Origin of the sequence: Pseudomonas sp. OV546 (assembly GCF_900116845.1) — a bacterium.
In the GTDB taxonomy this organism is placed as follows: Bacteria; Pseudomonadota; Gammaproteobacteria; order Pseudomonadales; family Pseudomonadaceae; genus Aquipseudomonas; species Aquipseudomonas petroselini.
This window is the reverse complement of the sequence record NZ_FPCE01000011.1, coordinates 43,956-56,509: the sequence shown is the minus strand read 5'-3', so window position 1 is coordinate 56,509 and position 12,554 is coordinate 43,956. Positions and strand designations below refer to the sequence as shown.

Sequence of the window (12,554 nt, the reverse complement as noted above, 5' to 3'; positions counted from 1 at the left end):
GCAAGCCCCCTCCCACATTTGGATCGCGGGGTTACAGTTAGATGGCGGTCAGCTGTCAGGCCGCCAGCGGGAGCAAGCTCCCTCGCCACAGGTCCAGCGCCATACCCAGAATTGTGTAGATACCGAGGCCACGATGGCGCTGAATCAGTCGCCTGATGAATCGACTGACACAGCGCTATCGGGGGCAAGCCCCCTCCCACATTTGGATCGCGGGGTTACAGGTAGATAGCGATAGGCTGTCAGGCCGCCGGCGGGAGCAAGCTCCCTCAACACAGGTCCAGCGCCATACCCCGAGTCGTGTAGATACCTATACAGCGAGGGACGGTATGCGCGCCAAGGGATCAAGCTGTTAAACTCGCCGCCTGCCAGACACCGACCGAGCTGAAAACACTGTGGAAATCTTCAAGGAATTTACATTCGAATCCGCCCACCGCCTGCCCCACGTACCGGAAGGCCATAAATGCGGGCGCCTGCACGGGCATTCGTTCAAGGTGGCGATCCACCTGAGCGGCGACCTCGATCCCCATACCGGCTGGATTCGCGACTTCTCGGAGATCAAGGCGATTTTCAAACCGCTCTATGAACGTCTCGACCACAACTACCTCAATGACATCCCAGGCCTGGAAAACCCGACCAGCGAAGTGCTGGCCAAGTGGATCTGGAATGAGCTGAAACCCCTGCTGCCTGAGCTCAGTGCGATTCGCATCCACGAGACTTGCACCAGCGGTTGCATCTATCGCGGCGAGTAAGCGATTGCGCGTTGAAGAACCACCTGCGGGTGGTTTTTTACGTCTGCCACCCCCAATGTAAAGCACCCTTGACACGGCAATAACCCAAACCTAATGTAAAGCACCCTTTACTTGTGGAGATGGTCATGTCGGTCAAACGCTTTCTGGTGGAATTCGCGGTGATAATGCTGGCGTACATGCTGTGCGTCGTCATTTCCAGCGCCTATGTGTCGTCCATGTCCGACGGCGCCGCAAAAATCGCCTTGGCCTTGCTGCCAGTGATTCCGATGATCGCGATGGCGGTTACGATCATCCGCAGGCTGAACGCCATGGATGAAATGGGCCGCAAGATCCAGTTGGACGCGCTGGCCGTGGCGTTTGTGTGCACGGCGCTCACGACCTTCAGCTACGGCTTCCTGGAAACTGCCGGCTTCCCACGCTTGTCGGCCTTTATGGTGTGGCCGATCATGGGTGGCGTCTGGTGCGTGGCCACGATCATCGGCACAAGGCGCTACCAATGAATAACCTGATGCGTCAGTTACGCTCGGAACTGGGCTGGTCCCAGGCCGACCTTGCCGAGCGCCTTGGCGTATCGCGCCAGACCATCAATGCCATCGAGACCGGCCGCTACGACCCAAGCTTGCCGTTGGCGTTCAAGATTGCCAAGGTGTTCGAACGGCCTATCGAAGGGATCTTCGAAGCGCCGACAGATTGATCGACTGTCCAAAGGAGCACATTGCAATGATGCGCCTCGCCACTGCTGCTGATGTTGCTGCCATCGAGGCTATCGTCCAGGCGGCCTACTCGCCGTACATCGAACGGATCGGCCGCAAGCCAGGGCCGATGCTGGAGGATTATCACCAACAAGTGAAAGCCGGAGGCGTACACGTGCTGGAGAATGCCGGGCGGGTTCAGGGTTTTATCATCCTGCTGGATGCTGATGGCGCACTGCTGCTGGATAATCTGGCCGTCGCCCCGGATGCCCAGGGCCTGGGCCTCGGGCGGTTGCTGATGGATTTTGCCGAACAACAGGCGCTCGCCGCAGGCTTCGCCGCCATTCGCCTGTACACAAATGAAACCATGGCCGAGAACATCAGGCTGTACACGCGCCGTGGCTATGTCGAAACCCACCGGGCCGAAGAACATGGCCTGCACCGCGTATACATGACCAAACAACTCCAGGAGTAACCCATGGAAAACACCTGGCTGGCCCAGGCCAAACGCCTGCAGGCGCTGGCCTCCACGGGCCTGCATTTTTGCACCGACGATTTCGAGCGCGAGCGCCTGGAAGAAATTGCCGAGATTGCCCACAGCATGCTCGCGCAATTGGGCAATGTGCCCTTGGAGCGCATCACCGGGTTAGTCACCGACTTTGCCCAGCGCTATTCGACACCGATGATCGACGTACGGGGCGCAATCATCGAGGACGACCGAATTCTGCTGGTGCGCGAGTTGACCGATGGCTGCTGGGCGTTGCCGGGCGGTTATGCCGATATCGGTTTGTCGGCAGCGGAAAACATCGTCAAGGAGATTCGCGAGGAAGCCGGGTTGACGGTCACCGCGCGGGCGCTGTACAGCGTCACGCACAAGGCCAAGGGCTTGTATCGGCCGGACGTGCGGGACTTCTACAAGCTGTACTTCCTGTGTGAACCGGTGGATCAGTGCGCACCGATGGCGGGGTTCGAGACTACGGAAGTGGGCTTTTTCCGCCTCGATGCGCTGCCGCCGCTGTCCCGTGGGCGCACCATCGAAAGTGATCTGGAGGCGGCATTCGCCTTTCATCGCGGCGAGACGACCTACACGCTGTTCGACTGATCCAATTTGTATCACCGCTGCACCGCTTTCGTGCCCGACTGGGCACGGCGTACAACTCTTCCTGCGTTTCTCCCGTGTTTGGCTATAAATAGTGTGCACGATGCACAGCGTCGACCGTGCGCCTGTCACTACCGCCGGTTTGGCACGCACGGTGCAGTAGGCCTGCGTCACTCATTCAGGGAGCAAGGCACATGACGCAGCAAGAACCGGGCAATGATTACCCCCTCAGCGAAGTCCCGATGCATGCGCGCAAAGGCCTGGCGTCGACCGCCATGGTGCTGCTGGGCTTTACGTTTTTTACCGCGACCATGTTTGCCGGCGGCAAGCTGGGGGTGGCGTTCAGCTTTATCGACATGCTCGGCGTCGTGGCCCTGGGTAACCTGTTGTTGGGTATCTACGCCGCAGGCCTGGGTTACATCGCGTTCAAGAGCGGGCTGAATTCGGTGCTGATGGGCCGCTTCTGCTTCGGCGAACTGGGCAGCAAGCTCAGCGACTTGATCCTCGGTTTTACCCAGATTGGCTGGTACGCCTGGGGTACCGCCACGGCCGCCGTGGTGCTGGGCAAGTATTTCGAACTGAGCCAGGGCAGCGTGCTGGCGTTGATGGTGCTGTTTGGCCTAGTGTTTTGCGCCACGGCCTATATTGGTTATCGCGGGCTGGAGATTCTGTCCTACATCGCGGTGCCGGCGATGGGCATCCTGCTGTGTCTGTCGATGTGGGTGGCGACCGTGAAAGTCGGCGGGCTGGAGGGGTTGTTGGCGGTGGTGCCGAGCGGTGCATTGGACTTGTCCACGGCAATCACTCTGGTGTTCGGCACCTTTGTCAGCGGCGCGACCCAGGCCACCAATTGGACGCGCTTTTCGCGTTCGGCCAAGGTGGCGGTGCTGGCCAGCCTGATCGGTTTCTTTATCGGCAACGGCTTGATGGTGCTGATCGGCGCCTACGGTGCGATCGTCTATCAACAACCGGATGTGGTCGAAGTGTTACTGCTGCAGGGCTTTGCCATGGCGGCGATGGCCATGTTGCTGCTCAACATCTGGAGCACCCAGGACAACACCATTTATAACTTCGCGGTGGCCGGCTGCAACCTGCTGCGCACTAAGCGGCGCAAGACCGTGACCCTGGCCGGCGCGGTGATCGGCACCCTGCTGGCGTTGCTTGGCATGTACGACCTGCTGGTGCCTTACTTGATCCTGCTGGGCACGGTGATCCCACCGATTGGCGGGGTGATCATGGCGGACTTCTTCTACCGTTACCGCGGCCACTATCCGCGCCTGGCCGACGCTCGCCTGCCGGCGTTCAACTGGCCTGGGCTGGTAGCGTATGCGGTGGGCACGGTGCTGGCCTTCAGTTCGCCCTGGGTCGCGCCGTTGGTGGGCATCGTTGCTGCGTCGTTGACCTACATCGTGCTCACCGCCGTACTCCGGGTGCGCGCGCCGCTGGCTGACGCCCGCGCATGAGCCTGAGCCTTGCCGATGTACTGGCCCTGCCGGGCTTGGAATCAATGCGCCTGCGGGCCGGCGCCGTTGGCCTGGATAATACCGTGCGCTGGCCCTATGTCGCGGAGAACAGCGGGATTGCCGAATGGGTCTTGGGCGGCGAGCTGGTGTTCGTGACCGGGATCAATCACCCACGGGATGAAGCCAACTTGCTGCAATTGCTGGATGAAGCCTGTCAGCGCCAAGTGGCTGGGTTGGTGATACTCACGGGGCCGGCATATATCCAGGCGATTCCCCCGCGTTTGCTGGAGGCTGCCGAAGCCGCCGGCATGCCACTGATCGAACAGCCTTATTCGCTGAAAATGGTGCTGGTGACCCAGGCCATTGGCTCGGCGCTGATCCAGTCCGAGCAATTGGGGCGCTCGCGGCACGATGTGTTGGAGCGCTTGCTGACCGGCGATTACCAATCCCTGGATTTGCTGCTGCATCGTGCAGTGCAATTGGGCCTGTCGCTGGCCGGGCACTGGCAGGTTGTGCAACTGCAATTGGAAGGCAGCGAATGGCTGTTTGCCCAGGGCGATGCCGCCTATGTAGAGGCGCAGCTGGCGCGGCAACATGACGCTATCAGTCGGCGTTTGCGTCAGGTGTCTGCCGGGTTGCCGGTACTCGGACGGGCCGGGCAATGGACACTGCTGCTGCCGGCGCCGGACGCTGTCGCCGCCTTGGCCAACCGCCAGCAATTGGCCAACTGGCTCAACCCGCTGAACCTGCGCCTGGCGCCGCTCAAACTGTTTATCGGCCTCAGCGCCGCCGCGCACCCACCGGTACGCCTGGCCCAGGCGCAGGATGAAGCGCGCCAGGCGTTGGCCGCTGCGCGGCGTTTCAGCGAGCGGGCCGGGCTCTGCATGTACGACGAACTGGGCGTGCTCAAACTGCTCAGCGGTGTGCGTGATCGCGCCCTGCTCGACCAATTCCTGAATGAACGCCTCGGCCCATTACTGCGCCACGACGTGCACCATGGCCCCAGCCTGATGCCGACCCTGGAAGCCTGGTTTCACGAGAATGGTAACCTTGTGGCCGCCGCCCAACGGCTGGCCGTGCACCGCAATACCCTGACACACCGTGTCCAGCGCATCGAAGCCCTGTGCGGCCTGACGCTGGATAACGCTTATGACCGCCTGGACATTGGCATTGCGCTGATGATCTGGCGGCTGTCTGCCTGATTGTTTTTAGCCAAGAGGAACTTGCCCATGCACATCATCAACGCCCGCCTGCGCAACCGTGAAGGCCTGCATGATCTGCACCTGGAACATGGCCGGATCGCCAGCATCACCCCCCAATCGGGTACAACGACTGCCGCGGCCGACGACCTGGACGCCGCCGGCAATCTGGTGATTCCGCCCTTCGTCGAACCCCATATCCACCTCGACGCCACACTGACCGCAGGCGAGCCGCGCTGGAACATGAGCGGCACCCTGTTCGAAGGCATCGAATGCTGGGGCGAACGTAAGGCCACCATCACCCAGGCAGACACCAAGACCCGCGCCAAAAAAACGATCCAGGCCCTGGCCGCCCACGGCATCCAACATGTGCGCACCCACGTCGACGTCACCGACCCGGACCTCACGGCGCTCAAGGCCATGCTGGAAGTGCGCCAGGAAAGTACGCACCTGATCGACCTGCAGATCGTCGCGTTCCCCCAGGAAGGCATCGAGTCATACCGCAACGGTCGCGAACTGATGGAAGAAGCCATTCGCCTCGGCGCCGATGTAATCGGCGGCATCCCTCACTTTGAGTACACCCGCGACCAGGGCGTGAGTTCGGTGAAGTTCCTGATGGACCTGGCCGAACGCACCGGCTGCCTGGTGGACGTGCACTGCGACGAAACCGACGACCCGCATTCGCGCTTTCTCGAAGTGCTGGCCGAAGAAGCCCGCAGCCGTGACATGGGCGCTCGCGTTACCGCCAGCCACACCACCGCCATGGGCTCCTATGACAATGCCTACTGCGCCAAGCTCTTCCGCCTGTTGGGGCACTCCGGTATCAGCTTCGTTTCCTGCCCCACCGAGAGCATTCACCTGCAAGGCCGCTTCGATACGTTCCCGAAACGCCGTGGCGTCACTCGGGTCAACGAACTGCTGGAGGCCGGCATGAACGTGTGCTTCGGCCAAGACTCCATCGTTGATCCCTGGTACCCCTTGGGCAACGGCAACATCCTGCGGGTGCTGGAAGCCGGTTTGCACATCTGCCACATGCTTGGCTACCGCAACCTGCAAAGCGCGCTGGACCTGGTGACCGACAACAGCGCCAAAGCCATGGCCCTGGGCGAACGATACGGCCTGGAGCCTGGACGGCCAGCCAACCTGCTGATCCTTTCGGCGGACAGCGACTACGAGGTCATCCGTAGCCAGGGCCTGCCGCTTTACTCGATCCGCAACGGCAAGGTCTTGATGAAACGTCAGCCGGCGCAGGTGGAGTTTGTGTAAAGGCTCTGTTCAGGCAATCGAGTCGATATCCAGTGTTTGCGCCCTCCCCCATTCGCCAGGCATGGCGGGAGGGATACTGGCGACCTGGGCCAGCTCGCGGTTTTCAGGGTGACTGAACCAGCGCCTGAGGCTCGGTTGCAAGCTGGCGCTGTGGGCTTGACTGCCGTAGACATCACGCGCTTCCAAACGGCGCCAGCGCAGGGTCGCAAGGCGCTCACGACTGGTGTGCAAGCGGTCGATCTCGGCGTTCAAGGCTTCGTTGTGCTCATAGCCCCGATCGTTGGCGGGCTTCAGGCGGACCAGTTCGCGGCGTTTGTTGCGCAGTTGCTGGCGCATGGTTTCGAGTGCGTGATCGAGCCGTTCAAATTCTCTCGGTGTGACCAAGGGCCCGCTGCTTTCCTGGGTTTGTTGCCACCGACGTAGCGTCGCCCAGGCGGCTGGGATATAGCTGGCGGTCATGAAGTGCTGATTGGCCTGAAACAGCTGTTTCAGCAGATTGTCACGGTCAGGCATGTCACCGTGGAGTTGCAACGCTCGGTTGCAGCCGGCTTCCTGGATGGACTCACAACCGGGTTTCCACAACACTGAAGAATGCGTGCCATCTGCGAGCATGATCGGCATGAAGTGTTGCTGTTCGCCATGGTGCTGGTAGGGATTGCCACCGAAACGTACCAGGCCGGCCGCAAACAACAGGCCACCGGACGCGGGGGCGCTGAAGAGTGTAACGGCGCCGGGGATCCAGAGTTTGGCGGTGGTGTTCATCCACGGAGCCGGGACGCTGGGGACTGGATCGTTGTGATTGACGATGCGGTGGTGGACCAGGCTTGAGGCACCGAGGGTGAATTCGGAGTCGGCGGCGCGCGGGGCACCGTAGGTGTAGAGGAGGATGTTGTAGTTCCCCTCCGGCGCTCGGCGCAGGCCTTCTGCCAAGAGCAAAGCGATTGCGCCACCCAGGCTGTGGCCGCAGATGATTATTCGTTGGCCGGTGTGAAACTGAGTGAGGTAATGCAGCACGAAATCACGCATCGCCCGATAAGCCTGATAAAACCCTTCGTGCGCCTTGCCGATACCCTCGGCGAAAGCCACCTGATGAGCGTCTGCATCCCGTAGCCCATCTGCAGCGCTGGCAGTACCCCGTACCGCAATCAGGATCACCTCATCGTGATGACTGATAAATGCCTGCGTGTCAGTACCAAATTCTTCATCATCAAAAAAATGCAAACTCGCGGGGTGCTCCTGCTTCTCCGCCAATTCCGGTCGGTTTTGGGGGTACAGCGTGGGATCGAAAGGCAAAATCTCGAAGCGCCGGGAATACGGGACCTCTTCGTAGAGCGGATAGAACCGTTGCTGTTGGTCTGCATCGACTCGCCAGGCTTCGTGATAACCCGAGAGCTTTTCAGCAAAAAAATGACCGACGCTTGGGTCGAAGGGGAATCGAACTGCGTCCCGAGGCCGTTGAGGTGGCTCCTGGCCGAAATTGCAATAACTCAAGGTGGCCATCAACGCCAGCTGATACAGGTTCAAGGCACAGAAGCTGTCTTCGGTTGAAAGCATCGGACGCAACGCTCGCAGTGGCCGAACCTCCAGGACGGTATGGATGTTGGGAAATAATACGATCCCCGCCAAGGTCGATTGGGGCGGCCCGAAGCCAAGGTCCGCCAGCATCTTTAACGCGTGCCGCTGGGGTTGATGAGTTCGCTGCGCAACCGGTGGCAAGTGGGCGACATGACGGACCAAGTCGCGAACTTCAACTTGATAAAACCGACTGGTTGTTGGTTGAGCCGGATCCCCCTCGGTACGCCGACCGTCGGAGCGAGCAAATCGAGTGTGTTCCGCCCGAATTTGAAGCTCGGTGATAGGGAGCTTGTAAGCTCGGCGCGACATCAGTTGCTGATACAACGGCTCCGTTCCTGAATACAGGTCGTCAAAAACAAGGGCCACAGGCCCACAGTAAATATCTTTGAGTGTGGCGAATCCATTTCCGTCCAGCCTGCCTTTGTATTCTTGCCCCGCGCTATCGTGAAGGGTGTAAGGCAATCCACCGTAGGCCGTCCCAACGCCGAGTTCATCTGCCAGGCAAAAACTCACCCAATGCCCGCGCAATGGACAAGCCGGCTTGTTATCACTGAAAAAAGGTTGCTTCCGTGCGTCCAACATCATGAGTTTGCTCCTTGTTACTTGCACGATGGGTAGACATCACAGATGCGACCATCGGGCATTTTTATAGGCTTAAAGTCGGTGGTATTACCGTTGCAAAACGCGTAAAGGTCTTCAAAGCTGCTACCTTTACAACGCTTCCATCCGCCAGGTACTGCCACCCAGGTACCGTCAAAATACGGTTCTTCCTCGTCAATTAAAGTCAGCGTCACCCTGAGTGTCTTTCCCGGCAACTGATCCCGCTGCACCACGTGTCCTGATCCCTGTCCGTGTGGTTGACGGGCCACCTCAAAAGCCTTGCATGAAAGAACCTTGATGATCGCGTGTTGCGGCCCCGCCGTCCGAAACAACCACTGACATTGCTTGTGCAATTCCTGAACGCCCGAATCTGGCATCCCAGGTATATCGGCGTTCGAGGGATCTGTGATTGAGAAACCTGCCAGGTCTCCCCCGACGTCTGAATATCGAGTCCCCCACTTCGCATACGTTCTAAAATCCACACTGCGCAAAACCGTAGGGCACCCTTCAATGATCTCCGTCAGCGGTAGCTCAAAACTCACGCGTTCAGCCACCGGTTTGTAACGCGCAATAAAGATTTTCCTCTCGGGCCTTTTGCCTCGACGTCTCGGCAAAGTGCACGTTTCCCCAGTCGCGGGACCATAGTTGGCGCCGCCGATGAAGCGAAACTCCGCCGGCAAATCCACCTCCAACGTAAACCGTTCAACCGGTTTGCTCACGCACCCCGCCAGCCCTATCATCGCCAGCACAATCAACACGCCCCACCTTCGCCTAGCCATTTTTTCCTCCTATCAATTCCCACTGGGCTGCCACCCGTTCAAAATGCTCTCCCGGTGCCTCCCCAACCCGCGGCCCCCACTGAACGACGGTGCCCCGTGTGGCCTCCTCCAACCGTCGTACCACCAGAAACTCCAGTTGCTCGGGCCTTCGCCACTGCCAGGTGCGAGCCTGCTCCAATACCTGCGCCAGCCAGATTCTCGGGTCCTGGAATTCCGCTAACACGACCAGGTCTTCACTGTGCTCGGTCAACAGGTAACGCAGGATATTGGCCTGCAGGATGGCTTCAGCGTTCGGGTTGGGGGTGTTCAGCCAAGGCGCGGGGTTGGGCACCGGATGTTCACCGGGGGCCGGGTTGTCAGCCGTGCGCCAGCGCCCTTCGTGCCAGTAGCAAACGCTGAACAACGGGCCGAGGAATTGCGGCCAATGTTCCACGAGCAGATAGGCCAGTGCGCGTGCCAGGGTGCGGTTGTCGTGAAAGCGGTACATCGATTGCGCACCTTCCGGGCCCACCAGCAGCCTGTCACGCCAGTGCCGAGTCACGACGTACAGGTCTTCGCTTGGCAGGCTGCCCAGCCAGCCCCAGTTGTTCTCGGGCTGCTGCAAAAGGCCGAGCAATGCAGGCTCGTTCATCTGCTCCAGCAACAGAATCACTGGGCCTTGCCCCGCCAGTTCCGCCAAGTCGGTCTCGGCGTAGAGGCTGCGATACTGTGAAACATCGCGCATCGCCAGCAGTGGCTGACAGGCTTCATGCTGCCCCTCAAGGATCAAACACAACCGATGTCCTGCCTGATGCTGTTGATCCATCCATTGGCCTGGCATGTTCTGCATCAAGCAGCCCTCCCCGGCAGATCACACAGGCCTTCGCGGCAGCGCTCGCACACCGGGCAGTAGTCGGCCCCCAGTTGGCTGGCCAGGTTCATGAGGGTGCCTTGCACCACGGAGATCGCTGGCCTGTCGGCCGCCGCTAACGCATTCGCCGCTCGGGTCACGGAGGGTGAACCGCCCAGGGTGATGGGCCGACTGCTGAAGATGCCCCCCGCCTGGATGACCAGGTGCTCGCCGCCCGCCTTGAGGCTCAGTTGCGCCCCGGCATCGATCACCAGGCTGGCACCGGACTTGAGGTGAAGCTGCTGCCCCGCTTCGACGAACAAAGTCTGGCCAACGTGGGTCCGGCTATCGCCGTGTACCTCGAGGTGATCGCTGGCCTTGAGTACGACGCTGCGATCACCCGTGACCTGGCGATGCTCCTCGCTGCCCAGGTGAGTGGTGCTCATACCCTGGATGACTTCCCGGCGTTCGCCCGCCACCTCCAACCGGCTGTCATGGCCGACCTGCTGCTCCAGGTCCCGCTGTGCGCGAAGATAAATCAACTCCTCGCCACGGCGGTCCTCCAGGTACAGCTCATTGGCGCCCGCGCCGCCGAGGGAACTGCAGCTGCGCAAGACACTGCGGGTCTTGTGCTGCGGGAGGGGATAGGCCGACCTGTGCGACGCATTCGGCAGGCAACCGTTGATCAACGGTTGGTCCGGGTCCCCTTCCAGGAAGGTCACCAGCACCTCCATGCCCACACGCGGAATCAGCGTTGCACCGAACCCGTCACCGGCCCATCCGGACGCCACCCGGACCCAGCAACTGCTTGTATCATCCGACGTATTCAGGCGGTCCCAGTGAAAGCGCACCTTAACCCTGCCATAAGCGTCGCAATGCACCTCCTCTCCGGGCGGCCCGGTCACGGTTGCGGTCTGGCTGCCATGGATGCTCGGCTTGGGATGTTTGAGGGACGGTCGATGTACCGCTTGCCAAGGGGTCGCCGTGAAGCGATTGCGATACCCCAGGAACCGGTCAGTCGCGGGCGCAGCCTCCTCCAGCACCTGCGGTTGATACCCCTCGTGACGCACCGAAGTGATGAGCCACAAATCGTTGCAGGACGGGTCGGGGTGATCGCGTAATTCAAGAAAATGTCCACTGCGCAGCGCGGGTTGATCACTCCTGCCCAATGCCCGAAGACGGTCACGTTGGTGACGCTCCAACCCCCGCCGCGCCAAGCGCTTACCCCGGACATGGCCGCTGAATCCTGCTGGGTAGTGATAATCCTCAAGAGGATGCGCCGGAGCAGAACCGGCGGTGTCCTGCAGAAGCAACGAAGGGTGTTCGAAATCATGATCGCGGCGCACCGTCGCCTGGCTGCGTGTGCCCAAACGCACCTCGAAACGCTGGATAACCTGCGTTTCGGCCTGCGGCCCGCCAGCCGGGTAATAGCGCTGCACCGGCAAGCGGCGAAACACCGTCTGGTCGTCACCGAACACCAACAGATGAGCGTCCGTGCTGTGACGAAAATGGTAGTGAATGCCCTCCTCTTCACACAGCCGCTGGATGAAGTGCAGGTCACTTTCCGCGTACTGCACACAGAACGTGCGCGGCGGATAAACCACGGGGCCCAGCTCGAACACGTAGGCGTCCGCCAGAATGCCATGCTGTTCGAGGACGGCGGCGATGATCTGCGGCACGCTGCGCCGCTGGAAAATCCTTTGGTCGCGCCGATGCGCAAGATAGGCCAGCCGAGGTGCCAGGGTCAGGTGGTAGCGCGTGGTGCGCTGACCTGGGTCATCTCGGCCTATCGCGTAGATATGCCCATGCAGGCCTTCGTTCGCGTCACCGAAATCCAGGTAGGCGGGTTGGTGGAGCAACGTCTCCAGCGCTAGGGAGGGGTTTTCACTCACGACCTGTACGTGGATGAAAAACGCTTGATCAAGGACCTCGCTGCCGTTGAATGCCAGCACTTGGAAGTCGATATTTATGCGTGGAAGAATAAGTTTGAAACGTGACGAAACAAACGCGTTAACCATCCGTTGTTACCCGCCGCTAATGAATGACCGCTCTGAAATACTCTCTCTCGCTAAAGAATAAGTGACCGAGAAAAAAGCGCCTGAACGCCTCAAAGCTTAGCGATTACGGGGAAGAATCGGCCGCGCAAAAATAAAAAAGAAGTTTCGTACGAAGAAGTTGGAAGTGTCTTTTACCAAATGAAAAAACGAGGCAATGCGCCACTTCTTAGTCATAAGAAATGCCCTACATTAAAGTTCGTCACGATAACTAACTAACAGAGAAACAGCCGACGCCAAATCACAGCG

12 protein-coding genes are annotated in these 12,554 nt (G+C 60.1%); 8 read left to right on the top strand and 4 right to left on the bottom strand.

Going from position 1 to position 12,554, the window contains the following annotated elements; genetic code table 11:
• The first annotated feature begins 392 nt into the window (after positions 1-392).
• The 8 genes from queD (at position 393) to codA (ending at position 6,468) form a co-directional block, all read left to right on the top strand.
• Positions 393-749 (top strand): 6-carboxytetrahydropterin synthase QueD, encoded by a 357-nt coding sequence (gene queD / locus BM403_RS22840; protein WP_003190259.1) that lies wholly within the window; start codon positions 393-395, stop codon positions 747-749.
• Positions 750-874: 125 nt separating this feature from the next.
• A complete protein-coding gene (locus BM403_RS22835) occupies positions 875-1,249 on the top strand; it encodes a hypothetical protein (protein WP_043205127.1) in 375 nt (124 codons plus the stop codon).
• On the top strand, positions 1,246-1,443 hold the full coding sequence (locus BM403_RS22830; RefSeq protein WP_012723357.1) for a helix-turn-helix transcriptional regulator: 198 nt from the start codon (positions 1,246-1,248) through the stop codon (positions 1,441-1,443). The genes BM403_RS22835 and BM403_RS22830 overlap by 4 nt, the downstream gene beginning before the upstream one ends.
• A 26-nt stretch (positions 1,444-1,469) precedes the next feature.
• Entirely contained in the window at positions 1,470-1,916 is a 447-nt protein-coding gene (locus BM403_RS22825) for a GNAT family N-acetyltransferase (protein ID WP_064055462.1), read from the top strand.
• A 3-nt stretch (positions 1,917-1,919) separates the two neighbouring features.
• Positions 1,920-2,543 (top strand): NUDIX hydrolase, encoded by a 624-nt coding sequence (locus BM403_RS22820; RefSeq protein ID WP_093544997.1) that lies wholly within the window; start codon positions 1,920-1,922, stop codon positions 2,541-2,543.
• Between the two features lie 191 nt (positions 2,544-2,734).
• Complete coding sequence (codB, locus tag BM403_RS22815) at positions 2,735-4,003, top strand: cytosine permease (RefSeq protein WP_093544994.1); 1,269 nt, start codon at positions 2,735-2,737, stop codon at positions 4,001-4,003.
• The gene (locus BM403_RS22810; protein WP_093544991.1) at positions 4,000-5,205 is read left to right on the top strand and encodes a PucR family transcriptional regulator; all 1,206 of its coding nucleotides are present in this window, start codon (positions 4,000-4,002) and stop codon (positions 5,203-5,205) included. The genes codB and BM403_RS22810 overlap by 4 nt, the downstream gene beginning before the upstream one ends.
• A 27-nt stretch (positions 5,206-5,232) precedes the next feature.
• Positions 5,233-6,468 (top strand): cytosine deaminase, encoded by a 1,236-nt coding sequence (gene codA / locus BM403_RS22805; RefSeq protein ID WP_046036762.1) that lies wholly within the window; start codon positions 5,233-5,235, stop codon positions 6,466-6,468.
• Between the two features lie 9 nt (positions 6,469-6,477).
• Here codA and BM403_RS22800 read toward each other — a convergent pair whose 3' ends face one another.
• Genes BM403_RS22800 through tssI form a run of 4 tightly spaced genes read right to left on the bottom strand, consistent with a single transcriptional unit; the run spans position 6,478 to position 12,269 of the window.
• On the bottom strand, positions 6,478-8,628 hold the full coding sequence (locus tag BM403_RS22800; RefSeq protein WP_093544988.1) for a lipase family protein: 2,151 nt from the start codon (positions 8,626-8,628) through the stop codon (positions 6,478-6,480).
• 14 nt (positions 8,629-8,642) lie between these two features.
• Entirely contained in the window at positions 8,643-9,422 is a 780-nt protein-coding gene (locus tag BM403_RS22795) for a hypothetical protein (RefSeq protein ID WP_093544985.1), read from the bottom strand.
• A complete protein-coding gene (locus BM403_RS22790; RefSeq protein WP_093544982.1) occupies positions 9,415-10,251 on the bottom strand; it encodes a DUF4123 domain-containing protein in 837 nt (278 codons plus the stop codon). Before BM403_RS22790 ends, BM403_RS22795 begins: the two co-directional genes overlap by 8 nt.
• Positions 10,251-12,269 carry a type VI secretion system tip protein TssI/VgrG gene (gene tssI, locus BM403_RS22785; RefSeq protein ID WP_093544979.1) on the bottom strand — a complete coding sequence of 673 codons (2,019 nt, stop codon included), beginning with the start codon at positions 12,267-12,269 and terminating at the stop codon, positions 10,251-10,253. The genes BM403_RS22790 and tssI overlap by 1 nt, the downstream gene beginning before the upstream one ends.
• Between the last annotated feature and the right edge of the window lie 285 nt (positions 12,270-12,554).